Consider the following 17679-nt stretch of genomic DNA (forward strand, 5'->3'; position numbering starts at 1 on the left):
GTCGGTATAAGGCGGTAATTGTTACCGCCTTGGCCAATAACTTTCACCGCTGCTGAAACAGTACTTCCCAGTCGTCGGAGCCGTGTATGAAACGCGTGCTCAAGGGCTTGAGTATTCCTGCAATTCTGGCCTATGGTTACTGCAAGCGCCCTTGGTAAAGCGGCCTGGGGCCGCAGCGTAATCGAATCTCGCTACATCCGTAGTTCACAGGAATAATGGCGGCAGCTTATGTCGGCACTTGAAAGTATGTCTTGGGAAGTTTCATACCCTCCGGCACTTGATTTCGGTCAGCAACATACTCGCGAACAGTTGTTCAGCTCCATGAAAACAACCATGTCCAGGCATCAGGGTGGGCCGGTGTGGCTGTTTGCCTATGGTTCGTTGATCTGGCGCCCGGAGTGCAATTCGGTGGAGCGCCAGCGCGCGCGGGTACATGGTTATCACCGTGGCTTGTACCTGTGGTCCCATGAACATCGCGGTACCCCGGAAACGCCCGGCCTGGTGTTTGGCCTGGACCGCGGTGGTTCCTGCAGCGGCTTTGCCTACCGGCTGGATGAACGCAACCTGGACGACTCACTGATGGCCCTGTGGCAACGCGAGATGCCCTATCCGGCATACCGGCCGCACTGGCTCAACTGCCGCCTGGGCGACGGTAGCAAGGTGCAGGCCTTGGGCTTTGTACTGGAGCGTCATCTGCCGTGCTATGCCGGCAACTTGCCGGATACGTTGCTCAGCCAGATCCTGGCCAGTGCCAAGGGGCGTTATGGCACTACGCGTGACTATGTCGAGCAGACCTTGAATGCACTGCGCAGTCACCAGATGCCCGATCGCAACCTGGAAGCGCGATTCAGGCGTTGCCACAATCTGCGCGAAGTGTGAGCAACCTGTTCCGGCCTCTTCGCGGGTAATCCCTGCAGGCGCGGGTTTACCCGCGAATACGGTGGTGGCGACAACGGTGAACGGCGGGTGGAATTGGCCGGCAGGCCCGGCCCTTTCGCGGGTAAACCCGCTCCTACAGGCGACCGCGCAGAGGCCGGTACTGCCTTACCTGGCCAGCACCACCAACTTACCCACAGCCTGCCGTTGCCCCAGCTTCTCGATAGCAGCCCCGGCTTCTGCCAGTGGATAAGTCTGCGACACCAGCGGCTTCAACTTGCCCTCGGCATGCCAGGCAAACAGCTGGTGGAAGTTGGCCGCGTTGTCCTCCGGCTGGCGCTGGGCAAATGCCCCCCAGAACACGCCCAGTACCGCCGCGCCCTTGAGCAGCACCAGGTTGGCCGCCAGCTGTGGAATGCTGCCACTGGCAAAACCCACCACCAGCAGCCTGCCATTCCAGGCCAACCCGCGCACCGCTTGTTCGAACAGCTCGCCACCGACCGGGTCATAGATCACGTCCACGCCCTGGCCGCCGGTCAGGCGTTTGATTTCTTCGCGCAGGTTGGCCTGGCTGTAGTCGATCAGCTCATCCGCCCCGGCAGCCTTGGCCACGGCCAGTTTCTCGGCACTGCTGGCCGCTGCGATCACCCGCGCGCCCATGGCCTTGCCGATCTCCACCGCCGCCAGGCCCACCCCGCCGGAAGCGCCCAGTACCAGCAGGGTCTCGCCGGCTTGCAACTGGCCACGCTGGCGCAGGGCGTGCATCGAGGTACCGTAGGTCATGCCGAAGGCCGCTGCGGTGGTGAAGTCCATGCTCGCCGGGATCGGCAGAACGTTATAGAACGGCACCGCCACTTGCTCGGCGAACGCACCCCAGCCGGTGAGCGCCATGACCCGGTCGCCTACCTTGAACGCGCCGGCCTTTTCGCCGACGGCGGCCACCACGCCCGCTGCCTCGCCACCTGGAGAGAACGGCAGCGGTGGCTGGAACTGGTACTTGCCTTCGATGATCAAGGTGTCGGGGAAGTTGACCCCGGCAGCTTGCACGTCCAGCAGGATCTCGTTCTTCTTCGGCAGTGGGCTGGCCACCTCTTCCAGCACCAGGTTGCGCGCCGGACCCAGGGTTTTGCACAACACAGCTTTCATCGGGGCTATTCCTTTGCGGGTAGTGGCCGATAAGTGTAGGAGGGCCGCTTGGCAGGTCAACGAGCATGGCCCGCCCTGATGGGCCGGCATAAGCCCGGGCTTGGGTTTGAGCGGTGTGCTGGGTAAGCTGGCGCCAACTGTATTGAGGAGCGAATTCGTGAAAGCGTGGATCTTGATGGTGCTGGCGCTGCTGCTGCCGGCTGCGGCCATGGCCGAGGAAGCCAAGGAAGGGGTGCCCAAGGTCGCCTACATCAGTCTGAGCCCGCCCTTCGTTGGCAACTATGCGCTCGACGGCAGCCCGCGGCTGCGCGTGTACAAGGCTGACGTGGCCCTGCGCGTGACGGGCGACGAAGCGGCCAAGACGGTGAAGCACCACGAACCGCTGATCCGTAACCAGCTGGTGGCACTGTTCACCCAGCAGACGGTGGACAGCATGAGCAACGTCGAGGCCAAGGAGCATCTTCGCCAAGAGGCGCTGAAACAGGTGCAGCAGGTGCTGGAGGCGGAAGAGGGCAAGCCGATCGTTGAAGACTTGCTGTTCAACAACCTGATTGTGCAATAACCGCTGATAGTTGCCAGTCCGGCCCCGTGGGGATTGCGCAGGCCCTCGTCCTTGCTCAGGACGCCAGGGTACGGCGGAACCGCGCGAGGGCCACGCTGAAGAACACCAGGCCGATCAGCGTCAGCGCCAGGATATCCGGCCATACCACCGCCCACCCGGCATCCCTGAACAGGATTGCGGCACTCAGGCTGACAAAGTGCGTTGAGGGTGACCCTTGCATCACCCACTGCAGCCACTGCGGCATGCTGTCCAGTGGTGTGCTGCCGCCGGACAGCAACAGCATCGGGATGATCACCGGGATCGCCAGCAGGCCGAACTGCGGCGTCGAGCGCGCCAGGGTGGCGAGGAAAATGCCCAGCGATGTACTGGCGAACAGGTACAGCGCGGTCACGGCCAAAAACAGCCCCATCGAGCCAGACAGCGGCACGCCCAGTGCACCTTTGACGACTACCACCAACGAAATCCAGGTGCAGATCACCACCACCAGCGCGTTGCTGCCGATCTTGGCCAGCATGATCTCCAGCGCGGTCAGCGGCAGCACCAGCAGGTGGTCGAGGGTGCCATGCTCACGCTCGCGCAGCAGCGCGGTGCCAGTGAGGATGATCGCCAGGATGGTGATGTTGTTGACGATCTGGATCACGGCCAGAAACCAGCCCCCCTCCAGGTTGGGGTTGAACAGCGCCTTGGGGTTGATCAGCACCGGGCTTTGCTCGTTACCACGCTGGCTGTAGTCGAGCAGCTCACGCTCGAAGATCCGGCCGATGTAGCCGGCGCCCATGAACGCTTGGCTCATGGCCGTAGCATCGACATTGATCTGTAGTTCCGGCGAGCGCCCGGCCAGCAGGTCGCTCTGGAAGTTCACCGGCACGTTGATGACGAAGGTGTACTGGCCGCTGTCCATGGCCTGGTCCAGGCGCTGCGGAGGCAGCGGCACGGCTGGCTGGAACTCGGGCGGTTGCAGGGCTTCGCTGAGCTTGCGCGAGAGCAGGCTATGGTCTTCATCCACCACCGCCACGCTGGCGTTGTGTACGCCGATCACCGAGCCGGCTGCCGGCATGTAGATCGCCACGCTGAAGGCATATAGCAGGAACAGCAGCAGGACGCTGTCATGACGCAGGCTGGTCAGTTCTTTCAGGCCCAGGCGCAGGGTGTGGTTCAGGCGCGACATGTCAGGCCTCCTGCTTTTTCAGCATTGCCAGGCTCAGGCCGGTGAATGCGGCAAAGAAGCTCAGCAGGATCAGGCACTGCGGCCACAACTCGCGCAGGCCCAAGGCCTTGGTGAAGGTGCCGACTGCGATGTCGAGGAAGTATCCCGCCGGGAACAACTGGCCCATCACCGCTGCCGCGCCGTCCAACGACGAGCGTGGCACGATCAGCCCGGAAAACTGGATGGTCGGCAGGCTGGTAATGATCATGGTGCCGAGAATGGCGGCGATCTGGGTGCGGGTGAATGCCGAAATCAGCAGGCCAAGGCTGGTGGTTGCCAACAGGTAGGCCACGCCGCCACATGCCAAAGCCAGTACGCTGCCCTTGAGCGGTACGGCGAACAGCCAGCGGTTCATCGCCACCAGCAGCGCCAGGTTGACCAGGCTCACAGCCAGGTAGGGCATCTGCTTGCCAAGCAGGAATTCCAGGCGGGTGAGGGGGGTGGCGTAGAAGTTGGTGATGGAGCCGAGCTCCTTCTCGCGCACGATGCCCAGTGCCGTGAGCATGGCCGGAATGAAGGCCAGTATCAGTGCCATCACGCCCGGGCCGATGGCGTTCACGCTGACCACATCCTGGTTGTAGCGGAAACGCGTTTCCAGGCGCACCGGGTCCTGGCGCGGCTGCGGTTGTGGGCTGGCCTTTGCCAGTTGCTCCAGGTTGGCCTGGTGCACGGCTTCCACGTAGTTGCGGCTGGTTTCTGCGCGGAACGGCATGCCACCGTCGAGCCAGGCAGCCACCACCGGCTGGCGCCCTGCGTACAGGTCGCGGCCAAAGCCGGGCGGAATCTCCAGTGCCAGTTTGATTTCCGAGCGTTGCAGGCGCTGGTGCAGCTCGCTGCTGTCGCGGATCGGTGCCTGTTCGGCGAAGTAGCGTGAACCACGGAAGGCCTCGAGGTAGGCGCGACTTTGCGGGCTCTGGTCCTGATCGTGCACGGCAAAGGCGAGGTTCTCCACATCCAGTGAAATGCCGTAGCCGAAGATCACCATCATGAACACTGCACCCAGTAAGGCGAAGGCCAGGCGCACCTTGTCGCGCAGCAGCTCCTTGCCCTCACGGCCGGCCACTGCCAGCAGGCGGCGCAGGCTGAAGCCCTGGCGTAGCGGTAGGGTGGGGGTGGACGCCTGTTCCAGCACGCTGCTGTCGGTGGCGGCTGGCGCCAGTTCCTGGGCCTGTTCCAGGCAGCGGACGAACGCGTCCTCCAGCGTGTTGCCCTGGTACTTGTGCTGCAGGGCATCGGGCGTGTCGCAGGCCAGCACCCGCCCGGCGTGCATCAGCGAAATACGATCGCAGCGCTGGGCTTCGTTCATGAAGTGGGTGGAGAGGAAAATGGTCACGCCCTGCTCGCGGGACAGCTCTACCAGCAGGCGCCAGAAGTCGTCGCGGGCGGCGGGGTCGACGCCGGAGGTCGGTTCGTCGAGGATCAAGACTTCCGGGCGATGCAGAACCGCCACTGCCAGCGACAGGCGCTGGCGCAAACCAAGGGGCAGGGCGCCAGACGGTTGGTCGGCGATAGCGGCGAGGTCGAAGCGCTCGATCAGCTCATCGATGCGCTGGGCGCTCTCGGTTTTGGGCAAGTCGAAAAGGCGGGCATGCAGGGCCAGGTTCTGCCGGGTGCTGAGCTCGCCATACAGAGAGAAACTCTGCGACATGAAGCCGACCCGCTTGCGTGTGGCCAGGTCGCTTGCGTCCACCGGGCGACCCAGCAGGCTGGCGCTGCCCTCGCTGGCCGGCATCAGGCCGGTAAGCACTTTCATGGTGGTGGTCTTGCCGCAACCGTTGGAACCCAGGAAGCCGAAGATCTCCCCGCGGCCAATGGCGAAACTGACCTTGTTCACCGCTGTGAAGTCGCCAAAGCGCAGGGTCAGGTCGTGTGCCTCGATGGCGACCGGGCCGTCCGTGGCTTGGCGCGGCGGGATTGCCAGTGGTTGATGCTGCGCCTTGCCCGCGCCCTGGTAATGGGTAAAGGCGTCATCCAGCTTGCCGCTCGGGGTGACTGCAGCCAGTTCGTGGCTAGGGCCGGCGGCCAGCAGCCGGCCGCCATCGAGCATCAGACAATGCTCGAACTGTTCGGCTTCTTCCATGTAGGCAGTAGCCACCAGCAGGGTCAGTTGCGGGCGTTGTGCGCGAACCTGTTCAACCAGCTCCCAGAAGCGCCGCCGCGACAGTGGGTCGACGCCCGTGGTCGGCTCGTCCAGGATAAGCAGGTCTGGCTCGTGGATCAGCGCGCAGCAAAGGCCCAGCTTCTGCTTCATGCCACCCGACAGCTTGCCGGCCGGGCGCTGGGCAAAGCGCTGCAGGTCGGTGGCCTGCAACAGATTGGCCATGCGCTGCTCACTCTCGCGGCGCCCCAGCCCGAACAGGGTGGCGAAAAAACGAATGTTCTCGCTGATCGATAGTTCCGGGTACAGGTTGTTGCCCAGCCCCTGCGGCATGAACGCCACTTTGGGGTAGAGCGCCGTGCGATGGCGGCGTTGGCGGATCGAGCCGCCTAGCACCTGCAGCTCTCCCTGCTGTAGGCGTTTCACGCCGGCGATCAGCCCCAGCAGGGTCGATTTGCCAGCCCCGTCAGGGCCGATCAGCGCGCAGCGGGTACCCACAGGGAGGCTGAAGCCTAGTGGGTGGAGAGCTATCAGGTCGCCGTAACGGTGGCTGATGCCTTCGGCCAGCAGTGCCGGGGCGTTCATTGCAGGTTGGCCGGCCAGTCCACCTCAGCCGTTCGTACATAGCCGGCGCCTGGCATGCCTGGTTTGGCTTGCGGCACGGCGCCCGGGTCGCTCAGGCGCAGTTTGACCCGGAACACCAGCTTTTGCCGTTCGTCGCGGGTTTCCACCTGTTTGGGGGTGAACTGGGCCTTGGCTGCGACAAAGGCCACCTTGGCCGGCAGCGCGCGCTCGGGCAGGGCGTCGAGCACGATGCGCGCCTGGTCGCCTACGGTCAGCCGGCCGCTGGTGGACGCCGGCAGGTACAGGTTCATGTACTGGTCGCTGGGGTCGATCAGCATCAGCACACGGCCGCCGGCACCCAGCACTTCACCGGGTTCGGCCAGGCGCAGCTGGATGATGCCGCTGATGGGCGCACGCAAGCTGCTGTCGTCGATTTCACTGGTGAGCTGCGCCACTTGGGCTTCGGCGGCGCCAATGGCGGCCTTGATCGCTGCCAGTTGGGCGCGGGCAGCGACTACTGCTGCGTTGGCCGTGTCAAAGCGCGCCTGCTGTTGGTCGAGCAACTGCTGGCTGGCGAACTTGCGCTGGAAGATTTCGCGTACGCGCTTGAGCTCCTGGCTGGCCAACAGCAGTTCACTCTGGCGCAGTTGCACGCTGGCCTGTGCGGCGGCGTAGTTTTCCCGGGCGCGCAGCACTTCGGCTTCGGCCTGGCTGCGCTGGGCTTCCATGGTGCGTGTGTCGATGCGTGCCAGTAGCTGGCCACGGGTCACGTTGTCGCCTTCATCGACCAGTACTTCGGCCAGGCGACCGGGAATCTTGCTGGCGATCTGCACTTCGGTGGCTTCAAGGCGGCCGTTGCCCATGCTCAGGCCTTCGGGCAACTGGTCGTGAAGCGACTTCCAGTACCCCAGCCCGCCGGCTGCAGCGAGCAGTGCGATCAGTGCAGTGGCGAAGATTCTAGGGGCATATCGGTTCATCGTTCTGCATCCTTGCGGTCATGCACGGTACATCATGCCTGGCGGCCATGTGTGGCGTGTTGATATCGGTCAAGCCCTTGACCTTAGCTGCCCATTCAGCGCAACGCGACAATCACCGCCCATTGCTCGGGCGTTACCGGCATGACCGACAGGCGGCTGCCTTTTTGCACCAGCGGCAACTCGACCAGACCGGCCTGCTGTTTCAGCCGCCCCAGTTCCAGCACCCTTGGGAAGGTTTGTACGTGGGCCACATCCACCGCGCTCCACGGGTTCTTGTCGGTCGTGGCCTTGGCATCGTGATAATGGCTTTCCGGGTCCAGCGCGGTCGGGTCGGGGTAGGCCGCGCGGGTGATTCTGGCAATGCCGGCGATGCCGGGTTGCGGGCAGCTGGAGTGGTAGAAGAAGAATTCGTCACCCACGCTCATGGCCCGCAGAAAATTACGTGCCTGATAGTTGCGCACGCCGTCCCAGCGCGCTTCACCCAAGCGTGCGAGGGCTTCGATGGAGAGCTCGTCGGGCTCGGATTTCATCAGCCAGTAAGCCATGAATGCTGCTCCTGAAAAGGTTTGAAATAACCTGTTGCACGAAACCGACAGCCGGTTGGCGTCAAGGTTTGCGTGCGGACGCATGTTGTCGGAAAATGCGCCCCGTTTAAAGCGCGTGCGCCGGCGGTACCCAGAATATCGCCGAGTACTGAACAGTTTGCCTGGGGGGCAATCTTCGATGAATCAACGTAAAAAGCCGGATCTGCTGTGGATCCTGGTGTTCATTTTTGGCCTGGGTGTGGTCACTACCGGTTATGCGCAAGGCTTCTGGGAGCGCAAGCTGGACAACGCCTATCAGATGCCGGTCGACGCCAGCCAGCCACAACGTTGATACCCCCCCGCTGGCGCCGCTCAACGTGGCGCCAGGTACCAGCCACGGTCCGAGACCGTGCCCTGCAGCGGAACATCCCAACTGGCCTGCGCCAGCCGCTCGACCTTCTGGCATTCATGCGCCAGCCCCAGCAGCAAGGGTTTTTTCCAGGTTTGCCGACGCGCCTGGTAGGCCAGGCTGCGATCATAGAAGCCACCGCCCATACCCAGGCGGCCGCCCACTTCGTCAAACCCGACCAGCGGTAGCAGAATCAGATCCAGCGCCCAGATCGGCCGCTGGCGTTTGCGATCGATAATCGGCTCTGGAATACGGAAGCGGTTGGGCTTGAGCTTCTCACCCTGCTCAAAACGCTGGAACACCATGCGCGTGCGCGGCCAGGCATGCAGCACCGGCAGGTAGATGCACTTGCCGCGACGCTGGGCTTCGCGCATCAGCAGGCGAGGGTCGATTTCACCGTCGTTGGGCAGGTACAGGGCAATGTGGCGGGCGCGGCGGAACAAGGGGTGTTGCGCCAGCTGGCGGTACAGGCCGAGGGTGGCCTGGCGTTGCTGGGCAGGGGTAAGGGCGCGGCGGGCATTGCGAAGCAGGCGACGTAGCTGGGGGCGGGTGAGCGGCACGTTTTCGGTCATGGCACGGGCGATCCCAGATGTGCTGGCTTTAGTACGAACAGTGCCTGCGCGGTGAATCGTCGTACAAAGCTTGAATAAAGTCGGCCAAAACGAATTGCCCGCCGGGGGGGCGGGCAAGAAAATTCAGGCTCCCCGATAAGACCGCTATCGGTGTAGCCCTTGAACCCGAAAGTTCAAGGTGGAGATTGCAGGGGGCGTTAAGGCTTTCCGTCGGGCGGACATGCACACCGGCCCCAGCGTGCAACCCCCGTGGTTGTGCGTATCGGCTCAGGGACATAACCGACTGGCGCATCCCCCAGGGAGTGGCGCCAGTATACCAATCTCAGCCGATTTTGGTATCCGTGTCGTCGGACAAAGCCTTATCTACCCGATCCAGCAGGTCGCGCACCTGTTCGCGGTTCGTGCCGGTGACCGGCGCATCGTTGCGGTCTTCCTGGCGGTGCAGCATTTCGTGGGTAATGTTCAACGCTGCCATGACCGCGATGCGGTCGGCACCGATCACCTTGCCGCTGCTGCGAATCTCGCGCATCTTGCCGTCCAGGTAGCGCGCAGCGCTGACCAGGTTGTTGCGCTCTTCGGGCGGGCAGATGATCGAGTATTCCTTGTCGAGGATCTGCACGGTGACGCTATTGCTTGAACTCATGAGTCTTGCTCCAGAGCCTTGAGGCGTAAAATCATCGACTCGACTTTGCGCTTGGCGATCTCGTTCTTTTCGATGAGGTGGGCGCGCTCTTCGCGCCAGGATTTTTCCTGAGCTACTAGGAGTGCATTTTGCCGTTTTAGTTGCTCGACGCGTTCGATCAGCAACTCGAATCGGCTCATCAGTGCCTGCAGGTCGTTCTCTTGCGTGGGTTGCACTCGATTCGCTCCGTCGTTGACTCACCTGGCGATGATGCCTCTCCCTGGGCGGCAACGGCCAGTGCCGATGGTCTTGGCGCGCCTGCCGGTGCTAGGATACAAGGTCTTCATTCTAGACATTGCGCCGTCTGGCGCCTAGCTGCCCATGCCCAATACTCAATCGCCCTACAACGCTTTCGCCATGCTGCTCTCGAGCAATGGCCATCCTGTCACCCCGGCCGAACTGCACGGCCTGCTGATTGGCCGCAGCTGCGCCGGCGCCGGCTTCGATGCCGATGCCTGGCTGGCCGATGCCGCCCAACTGCTGGAAATCGAGCCTGGTGACAGTGTCCGCAATGCCTTGGTCGGCTTGCAGGAAATGGTCAAGGGCGAGCTAACCAGCGACGACATGGCGATCGTCCTGCTGCTGCCTACCGATGATGCTGCACTGAGCGACCGCGCCACCGCGCTGGGCCAGTGGTGCCAAGGCTTCGTGACCGGTTTCGGCCTGAACGCTGGCGGTAAGGACTTGTCCGACGAGGCCAAGGAAGTGCTGCAGGACCTGGTGGCCATTTCGCAGGTCCAGGAAGCGCTCGAAGAGTCCGAGGACGGTGAGAGCGACTACATGGAAGTCATGGAATACCTGCGCGTGGCGCCCCTGCTGCTGTTCTCCGAACTGGCCAAGCCGGCCGCACCCGCGCCCAAGCCCTCGCTGCACTGATCAACCAAGGGTAGTCTGCCCATGAGCCACATTCCCAAGGCCGAGTATGCCCGTCGGCGCAAGGCGCTGATGGCGCAGATGGTCCCCAACAGCATCGCCATTCTGCCCGCCGCTGCGGTTGCCATCCGCAACCGCGACGTCGAGCACGTGTACCGCCAGGACAGCGATTTCCAGTACCTCAGCGGCTTCCCGGAGCCCGAGGCGGTGATTGCTTTGATTCCAGGGCGCGAGCATGGCGAGTACGTGCTGTTCTGCCGTGAACGCAATCCTGAGCGCGAGCTGTGGGACGGCCTGCGGGCCGGCCAGGAAGGGGCGGTGCGTGATTTCGGCGCCGACGATGCCTTCCCCATCACGGATATCGACGAGATCCTGCCAGGCCTGATCGAAGGCCGCGAGCGGGTCTACAGCGCCATGGGCAGCAACCCGGAGTTCGACCGCCGGCTGATGGACTGGATCAATGTGATCCGCTCCAAGGCACGCCTGGGCGCCCAGCCACCGAACGAGTTCGTTGCGCTGGATCATCTGCTGCACGATATGCGCCTGTATAAATCGGCGGCGGAAGTGAAGGTGATGCGTGCTGCCGCGGACATTTCTGCGCGGGCCCATGTGCGGGCCATGCAGGCCTGCCGCGCCGGGCTGCACGAGTACAGCCTGGAAGCCGAGCTGGACTACGAATTCCGCAAGGGCGGGGCGAAGATGCCGGCCTACGGCTCGATCGTTGCGGCCGGGCGCAATGGCTGCATCCTGCACTATCAACAGAACGACGCGCCGCTTAAGGATGGCGACCTGGTGCTGATCGACGCCGGCTGCGAAATCGACTGCTATGCCAGCGACATCACCCGCACCTTCCCGGTCAGTGGGCGGTTTTCGCCCGAGCAGAAGGCCATCTACGAGCTGGTGCTCAAGGCTCAGGCGGCGGCGTTTGCCGAAATAGCCCCCGGCAAGCACTGGAACCACGCCCATGAAGCGACCGTGCGGGTCATCACCGCGGGCCTGGTGGAGCTGGGCTTGCTCGAAGGTGATGTGCAGGCGCTGATCGACAGCGAAGCCTATCGCGCCTTCTACATGCACCGCGCCGGGCACTGGCTGGGCATGGATGTGCACGACGTGGGCGAGTACAAGGTGGGCGGCGAGTGGCGGGTACTGGAACCCGGCATGGCGCTGACCGTGGAGCCGGGTATCTACATTGGCGCCGACAATCAGGCCGTGGCCAAAAAGTGGCGCGGCATTGGGGTAAGGATCGAGGACGACGTGGTAGTGACCAGGCAAGGTTGTGAAATCCTGACTTCGGGCGTGCCGCGTACGGTCGCCGAGATCGAGGCGCTGATGCAGGCTGCCCGCAAGGCCGTGGCATGAGCCGGGTAAACCTGGCGATCATCGGCGGTGGCCTGGTTGGCGCAAGCCTGGCGTTGGCCCTGCAGGCCGGCGCCAAGGCGCGCGGCTGGAAGATCCTGCTGATCGAGCCGTTCGCCCCCGGCGACAGCTACCAGCCCAGCTACGATGCGCGCTCGTCGGCGTTGTCATTCGGTACCCAGCAGATTTATCAGCAACTGGGCCTGTGGCAGGCCATCGGCCGCCGCGCCGAGCCTATTCGCCAGATTCACGTATCCGACCGTGGTCGCTTTGGCGCGACCCGCCTGGATGCCCTGGAAGAGGGCGTACCGGCGCTGGGTTATGTGGTGGAAAACGCCTGGCTCGGCCAGTGCCTGTGGCAAGGGCTGGACAGCGAGGTGGTGAGCTGGCGCTGCCCGGCCGAAGTGACCTCGATGCAGGCCATCGAACGCGGTTACCGCCTGCGGCTGAACGACGACACCCAGCTGGAATGTGACCTGGCGGTACTGGCCGATGGTGGCCGCTCTGGCCTGCGCGAGCAGTTGGGCATCCATGTGCGCCACACGCCTTACCAGCAGAGCGCGTTGATCGCCAACATTACCCCGGGTGAGGCCCACGGCGGCCAGGCTTTCGAGCGCTTCACCGAAGAGGGCCCCATGGCCTTGCTGCCGTTGCCGGAAAACCGCTGCGCACTGGTGTGGACCCGCCAGGGCATGGATGCGCGGCGCCTGGCCGACATCGACGAGCGCAGCTTCCTGCGCGAACTGCAGGGTGTGTTCGGGTACCGCCTGGGCGCGCTGCGGCAGGTGGGCGCACGGCACCTCTACCCGCTGTCCTTGATCGAGGCCCAGGAGCAGGTGCGGCCGCACCTGGTGGTACTGGGCAACGCAGCACACAGCCTGCACCCCATCGCGGGCCAGGGTTTCAATCTGTCGTTGCGTGACGTGCAGGCCCTGGCCGAAGCGCTGCTGGCGGGCCCACAGCAGCCTGGCGACCTGACCACGTTGCAGGCCTATCACCAGCGCCAGCGCCTGGACCAGGCGATGACCATCGGCTTCTCCGACCAGGTCACCCGCCTGTTCGGCAGCAATCAGCCGTTGCTGACGGCCGGGCGCAACCTTGGCCTGCTCGGGCTCGACCTGTTGCCACCGGCAAAAAGCTGGTTCGCCCGCCAGGCGATGGGCCTGGGCACCCGCCCTGATCCGCGGGGCCAGGCATGAGCAACCCGCGTAAACTGGCGCGCCGGGCGCGCATGCTGCGCTGGATGCTGAACCTCTACCCACCATACCTGGGTGCCGGTATCCGTGTGCAGCACATCAGCCCGGACCTGCGTAGCGTCAAGGTGGCGATGAAACTGACTCGCTGGAACCGCAATTACGTCGGCACCCAGTTCGGTGGCAGCCTGTATGCCATGGTCGATCCGTTCTACATGCTGCTGTTGATCGAGCAACTGGGGCGTGACTACATCGTCTGGGACAAGGCCGCCAGCATCGATTTCATCTCGCCGGGCAAAGGCCCGGTTTATGCCGAATTCCACGTCGATGATGCGCTGCTGGACGAAATCCGCCAGCAGGCCGCCACCGGCAAGAAATGCCTGCCGCGTTTGCAGGTCGATATCCGCGATGGCGCCGGCGAGTTGGTGGCGCGGGTCGATAAAACCCTATACGTGCGGCTCAAGCCGCAAGCGAGGCAGGCGTAAGGCATGGAAATGCGCGCAGATCTGTTGATTGTCGGTGCCGGTATGGTGGGCAGCGCCCTGGCCTTGGCGTTGCGCCACAGTGGCCTGCAAATTTTGTTGCTCGATGGTGGCCCGCTGACGGTCGTACCCTTCGATGCCCAGGCCCCGTTCGAGCCGCGTGTCAGCGCGCTATCGGCGGCCAGCCAGCGCATCCTCGAGCGCCTTGGCGCCTGGGATGGCATTGCCCAGCGGCGCGCCACGCCGTATTCCGACATGCATGTGTGGGATGGCAGCGGCACCGGGCAGATTCACTTCTCGGCGGCCAGTGTGCATGCCCAGGTGCTCGGCCATATCGTCGAGAACCGGGTGGTGCAGGACGGCCTGCTGGAGCGCCTGCACGACAGCGACATCGGCCTGCTGGCCAATGCGCGGCTGGAGCAATTGCGTCGCTCCGGCGATGAGTGGCTGCTGACCCTGGCGGATGGCCGGCAACTGCGGGCACCGTTGGTGATCGCTGCCGACGGTGCCAATTCGGCGGTGCGGCGTCTGGCCGGCTGCGAAACCCGCGAGTGGGATTACCTGCACCATGCCATTGTCACCAGCGTGCGTTGCAGCGCCGGGCACCAGGCCACGGCCTGGCAGCGCTTCACTGACGAAGGTCCACTGGCATTCCTGCCGTTGACCCGCGATGGCCAGCAGGACTGGTGCTCGATCGTCTGGTCGACCACCCCGGAGCATGCCGAGCAGCTGATGGCGATGGATGAAGTGGCCTTCCTGCAGGCCCTGGAGCGGGCCTTCGAAGGGCGTCTGGGCGAGGTGCTTCAGGCCGACCCACGGGTGTGCGTGCCGCTGCGCCAGCGTCACGCCAAGCGCTACGTGGATGAAGGCCTGGCCTTGATCGGTGATGCTGCACACACCATTCACCCGCTGGCCGGGCAGGGTGTGAACCTCGGCTTCCTCGACGCGGCGGTGCTGGCTGAGGTGCTGGTCAATGCTTGCGAGCGCGGCGAGAGACTGGCCGATGTGAAGGTGCTGAGCCGTTACGAGCGCCGGCGCATGCCACACAACCTGGCGTTGATGGCGGCGATGGAGGGGTTCGAGAGGTTGTTCCAGGCCGATCCGCTGCCGTTGCGCTGGTTGCGCAACAGCGGGTTGAAGCTGGTGGAGCAGATGCCGGAGGCCAAGGCGCTGTTTGTGCGCCAGGCGTTGGGTTTGAGTGGTGACCTGCCGGATCTGGCCAAGGCTTGAGAGTGGCGGGGCTGCGTAGCAGTCCTTTGCAACATCCGGTAACGCCTAGGTAGGTGAGCCAGAAAATGGGATTCACTACCATTCGCACCTCTCATACGATCGAGGAGTGCTTCAAATGTTGCCACGCAAGCCCCTACTGGCCGCCTTGGCCCTGACCCTGTTCGGCGGCACTGCCCAGGCAGCGGACGAAGTGGTGGTGTACTCCTCGCGCATCGACGAGCTGATCAAGCCGGTGTTCGATGCCTATACCGCCAAGACCGGGGTCAAGATCAAGTTCATCACCGACAAGGAAGCCCCGCTGATGCAGCGCATCAAGGCCGAGGGCGACAACGGCGTGGCCGACCTCCTGCTGACCGTCGATGCAGGCAACCTGTGGCAGGCCGAGCAGATGGGCATTCTGCAGCCGATCGAGTCCGACGTCATCGACCAGAACATCCCGGCGCAGTTCCGCGCCTCGTCCCATGACTGGACCGGCCTGAGCCTGCGCGCGCGCACCATCATCTACTCCACCGAGCGGGTCAAACCCGAGGAGTTGAGCACCTACGAAGCCCTGGCTGACAAACAGTGGGAAGGCCGTCTGTGCCTGCGCACGGCCAAGAAGGTGTACAACCAGTCGCTGACCGCCACCCTGATCGAAACCCACGGTGAGGCCAAGACCGAGCAAATCGTCAAAGGGTGGGTCAACAACCTGTCCACCGATGTGTTCTCCGACGACAACGCGGTGATCCAGGCCATCGAGGCCGGGCAATGTGATGTGGGCGTGGTCAACACCTACTACTACGGCCGTCTGCACAAGCAGAACCCGAACCTGCCGGTGAAGATCTTCTGGCCCAACCAGGGTGACCGTGGCGTGCACGTGAACCTCTCGGGCATCGGCCTGACCAAGCATGCGCCACACCCGGAAGCCGCGAAGAAACTGGTGGAATGGATGACCGGCGAAGAAGCGCAAAAGCTGTTTGCTGATATCAACCAGGAGTTCCCGGCCAACCCGAAGGTGAAACCATCGGAGGAAGTGGCGGCGTGGGGTAGCTTCAAGGCTGACAGCATTCCGGTGGAAATTGCCGGCAAGCGCCAGGCTGAAGCCATTCGCCTGATGGATCGGGCTGGCTACAACTAAGCGCCAGGCTTTATCCTCTTTGGGCCCGTTAGGGCCCTTTCGCGGGTAAACCCGCTCCTCAGGATCGGCACTGCCTTGCGCGGTCCCCGTAGGAGCGGGTTTACCCGCGAACGACCGCAAAGCGGTCGCAAATCAGCCACAGAGACATTCAATTTGCCCCACACCCCCCAACGCCGCTGGTACCTCCCGGTCTCCCTGATCGCCGCCTTGGTGCTGCTGCCCCTGAGCGTGCTGCTGTTGTCCTGGCAATCCATCGACCTGCAGATCTGGTCCCACCTGCTCGACACCCAGATGGGGCGCCTGCTCGGCAATACCCTGACCCTGGTGGTGGGCGTGGGCATTGGTGTCACCGTGCTGGGCGTCAGCCTGGCCTGGCTTACCAGCCTCTGCGACTTCCCTGGTCGACGCTGGCTGGACTGGGCGCTGATGTTACCGTTCGCCATCCCGGCCTACGTGCTGGCGTTCGTCTTCGTCGGCCTGCTGGACTTTTCCGGCCCGGTGCAAGGCGCCCTGCGCGAGGTGTTCGGGCCAATGCGCCTGCCTCGGGTGCGTTCCACCGGTGGGGTAATCACCGTCCTGGTGCTGGTCTTCTATCCCTATGTCTACTTGTTGGCGCGCACGGCTTTCCTGGCTCAGGGCAAGGGCCTGATGGAGGCGGCGCGGGTACTCGGGTTATCGCCCCTGCAGGCGTTCTGGCGGGTGGCCTTACCCATGGCTCGGCCGGCGATCGGTGCCGGTATCGCCCTGGCGCTGATGGAAACCCTGGCCGACTTCGGTGCAGTGGCCGTATTCAACTTCGACACCTTCACCACGGCCATCTACAAGACCTGGTACGGCTTTTTCAGCTTGTCCAGTGCGGCCCAGTTGGCCAGCCTGCTGCTGCTGGCGGTGATGTTGGTGCTGTACGGCGAGCGCCGCGCCCGCGGTGCCAGCCGGAGCGGCAACGAACGGCCGCGCGCGCAGGCGCTGTATCACCTGCGCGGCCTCAAGGCGCTGTTGGCCAGTGGCTGGTGCCTGCTGGTGTTTGCCTGCGCTTTCGTCATCCCGCTGGCGCAGTTGCTGGTGTGGTTCTGGCAACGCGGTCGGCATGACCTGGATGAGCGTTACGTCGGCCTGGTGCTGCACACCCTGTACCTGGGCAGCATGGCGGCGCTGGTCACGGTATGCGTGGCGCTGCTGCTGGCCTTCGCCCGGCGCCAGGCACCGACGGGCGGAATCCGCGCCGGGGTTGGCCTGGCCAATCTGGGGTATGCCCTGCCCGGTTCGGTGTTGGCGGTATCGATCATGCTGGCCTTCAGTTACCTCGACAACCACCTGGTCATCCCGCTGTCCAGCTGGATGGGCGGCGCCGGCAAGCCGCTGCTGCTAGGCAGCCTCTCGGCGTTGCTGCTGGCCTACCTGGTGCGCTTCATCGCGGTGGCCTACGGGCCGCTGGAGAGCAGCCTGGAGCGCATCCGCCCGTCACTCCCTGAAGCCTCGCGCAGCCTGGGTGTTGGCGGCGCAAGATTGTTTTTCAAGGTGTATCTGCCGCTGCTGGTGCCGGGGGCACTTAGCGCCGCGCTGCTGGTGTTCGTCGATGTGCTCAAGGAAATGCCCGCCACCTTGCTGATGCGGCCGTTCGGCTGGGACACCCTCGCCGTGCGGGTGTTCGAGATGACCAGCGAAGGCGAGTGGGCGCGCGCCTCGCTGCCGGCACTGACCTTGGTATTGGTGGGGCTGCTGCCGGTCATCGGCCTGATTCGCCGTTCGGCACGTCGACCCGGTCACAGTCACTGAGGATGTCAGTTTGCGACCTTGCGGCTACAATGCGC

At 64.0% G+C, this 17679-nt stretch carries 18 protein-coding genes and 1 other RNA gene; 10 read left to right on the forward strand and 9 right to left on the reverse strand.

The window, feature by feature from the left end:
• The first annotated feature begins 228 nt into the window (after positions 1-228).
• Positions 229-879, forward strand: a complete 651-nt coding sequence (locus C4Q27_RS12755; protein ID WP_012054059.1) for a gamma-glutamylcyclotransferase — start codon at positions 229-231, stop codon at positions 877-879.
• A 165-nt stretch (positions 880-1044) separates the two neighbouring features.
• Here the strand turns inward: C4Q27_RS12755 and C4Q27_RS12760 are convergent, their stop codons facing one another.
• Complete coding sequence (locus tag C4Q27_RS12760; RefSeq protein WP_012054058.1) at positions 1045-2022, reverse strand: NADPH:quinone oxidoreductase family protein; 978 nt, start codon at positions 2020-2022, stop codon at positions 1045-1047.
• Positions 2023-2179: 157 nt separating this feature from the next.
• Here C4Q27_RS12760 and C4Q27_RS12765 point away from each other — a divergent pair, with 157 nt between their 5' ends.
• Positions 2180-2584 (forward strand): flagellar basal body-associated protein FliL, encoded by a 405-nt coding sequence (locus C4Q27_RS12765; RefSeq protein ID WP_003253671.1) that lies wholly within the window; start codon positions 2180-2182, stop codon positions 2582-2584.
• 55 nt (positions 2585-2639) lie between these two features.
• Here the strand turns inward: C4Q27_RS12765 and C4Q27_RS12770 are convergent, their stop codons facing one another.
• The 4 genes from C4Q27_RS12770 to C4Q27_RS12785 all read right to left on the reverse strand — a co-directional run bounded on the left by C4Q27_RS12770 (position 2640) and on the right by C4Q27_RS12785 (position 7975).
• Positions 2640-3752 carry an ABC transporter permease gene (locus C4Q27_RS12770; protein ID WP_064491267.1) on the reverse strand — a complete coding sequence of 371 codons (1113 nt, stop codon included), beginning with the start codon at positions 3750-3752 and terminating at the stop codon, positions 2640-2642.
• Between the two features lies 1 nt (position 3753).
• Positions 3754-6474, reverse strand: a complete 2721-nt coding sequence (gene rbbA / locus C4Q27_RS12775) for a ribosome-associated ATPase/putative transporter RbbA (RefSeq protein ID WP_104886918.1) — start codon at positions 6472-6474, stop codon at positions 3754-3756.
• On the reverse strand, positions 6471-7430 hold the full coding sequence (locus C4Q27_RS12780; RefSeq protein WP_064491265.1) for an HlyD family secretion protein: 960 nt from the start codon (positions 7428-7430) through the stop codon (positions 6471-6473). The genes rbbA and C4Q27_RS12780 overlap by 4 nt, the downstream gene beginning before the upstream one ends.
• 95 nt (positions 7431-7525) lie before the next feature.
• The gene (locus C4Q27_RS12785; protein ID WP_010955729.1) at positions 7526-7975 is read right to left on the reverse strand and encodes an EVE domain-containing protein; all 450 of its coding nucleotides are present in this window, start codon (positions 7973-7975) and stop codon (positions 7526-7528) included.
• A 178-nt stretch (positions 7976-8153) separates the two neighbouring features.
• On the opposite strand from C4Q27_RS12785, the gene C4Q27_RS29430 reads away from it, so the two are divergent.
• Positions 8154-8306 carry a hypothetical protein gene (locus C4Q27_RS29430; RefSeq protein WP_003253683.1) on the forward strand — a complete coding sequence of 51 codons (153 nt, stop codon included), beginning with the start codon at positions 8154-8156 and terminating at the stop codon, positions 8304-8306.
• A gap of 20 nt (positions 8307-8326) precedes the next feature.
• Here the strand turns inward: C4Q27_RS29430 and C4Q27_RS12790 are convergent, their stop codons facing one another.
• From C4Q27_RS12790 to C4Q27_RS12805, 4 genes are all read right to left on the reverse strand, one after another.
• Entirely contained in the window at positions 8327-8935 is a 609-nt protein-coding gene (locus C4Q27_RS12790; RefSeq protein WP_010955727.1) for a 5-formyltetrahydrofolate cyclo-ligase, read from the reverse strand.
• A gap of 125 nt (positions 8936-9060) precedes the next feature.
• A non-coding RNA gene (gene ssrS, locus C4Q27_RS12795) (6S RNA) lies at positions 9061-9240 on the reverse strand.
• Positions 9241-9257: 17 nt separating this feature from the next.
• The gene (locus tag C4Q27_RS12800; protein WP_010955726.1) at positions 9258-9578 is read right to left on the reverse strand and encodes a cell division protein ZapA; all 321 of its coding nucleotides are present in this window, start codon (positions 9576-9578) and stop codon (positions 9258-9260) included.
• A complete protein-coding gene (locus C4Q27_RS12805; protein WP_029886233.1) occupies positions 9575-9757 on the reverse strand; it encodes a TIGR02449 family protein in 183 nt (60 codons plus the stop codon). The genes C4Q27_RS12800 and C4Q27_RS12805 overlap by 4 nt, the downstream gene beginning before the upstream one ends.
• A 181-nt stretch (positions 9758-9938) precedes the next feature.
• Here C4Q27_RS12805 and C4Q27_RS12810 point away from each other — a divergent pair, with 181 nt between their 5' ends.
• The 7 genes from C4Q27_RS12810 (at position 9939) to C4Q27_RS12840 (ending at position 17644) form a co-directional block, all read left to right on the forward strand.
• Positions 9939-10493, forward strand: a complete 555-nt coding sequence (locus C4Q27_RS12810) for a YecA family protein (protein ID WP_010955725.1) — start codon at positions 9939-9941, stop codon at positions 10491-10493.
• 21 nt (positions 10494-10514) lie between these two features.
• Positions 10515-11849, forward strand: a complete 1335-nt coding sequence (pepP, locus tag C4Q27_RS12815; protein ID WP_003253692.1) for a Xaa-Pro aminopeptidase — start codon at positions 10515-10517, stop codon at positions 11847-11849.
• Positions 11846-13045: a 2-octaprenyl-6-methoxyphenyl hydroxylase gene (gene ubiH / locus C4Q27_RS12820; RefSeq protein ID WP_014592796.1), complete on the forward strand. Its 1200-nt coding sequence runs from the start codon at positions 11846-11848 to the stop codon at positions 13043-13045. Before pepP ends, ubiH begins: the two co-directional genes overlap by 4 nt.
• Positions 13042-13524, forward strand: a complete 483-nt coding sequence (locus C4Q27_RS12825) for a DUF4442 domain-containing protein (protein WP_010955722.1) — start codon at positions 13042-13044, stop codon at positions 13522-13524. The genes ubiH and C4Q27_RS12825 overlap by 4 nt, the downstream gene beginning before the upstream one ends.
• A 9-nt stretch (positions 13525-13533) precedes the next feature.
• Entirely contained in the window at positions 13534-14751 is a 1218-nt protein-coding gene (locus C4Q27_RS12830) for a 2-octaprenyl-3-methyl-6-methoxy-1,4-benzoquinol hydroxylase (RefSeq protein WP_177410038.1), read from the forward strand.
• Positions 14752-14866: 115 nt separating this feature from the next.
• Complete coding sequence (locus C4Q27_RS12835) at positions 14867-15868, forward strand: extracellular solute-binding protein (RefSeq protein WP_064491263.1); 1002 nt, start codon at positions 14867-14869, stop codon at positions 15866-15868.
• A gap of 153 nt (positions 15869-16021) precedes the next feature.
• The gene (locus tag C4Q27_RS12840; RefSeq protein ID WP_064491262.1) at positions 16022-17644 is read left to right on the forward strand and encodes an iron ABC transporter permease; all 1623 of its coding nucleotides are present in this window, start codon (positions 16022-16024) and stop codon (positions 17642-17644) included.
• Positions 17645-17679 lie beyond the last annotated feature (35 nt).

Origin of the sequence: Pseudomonas sp. SWI36, assembly GCF_002948105.1 — a bacterium.
GTDB lineage: Bacteria > Pseudomonadota > Gammaproteobacteria > Pseudomonadales > Pseudomonadaceae > Aquipseudomonas > Aquipseudomonas alloputida.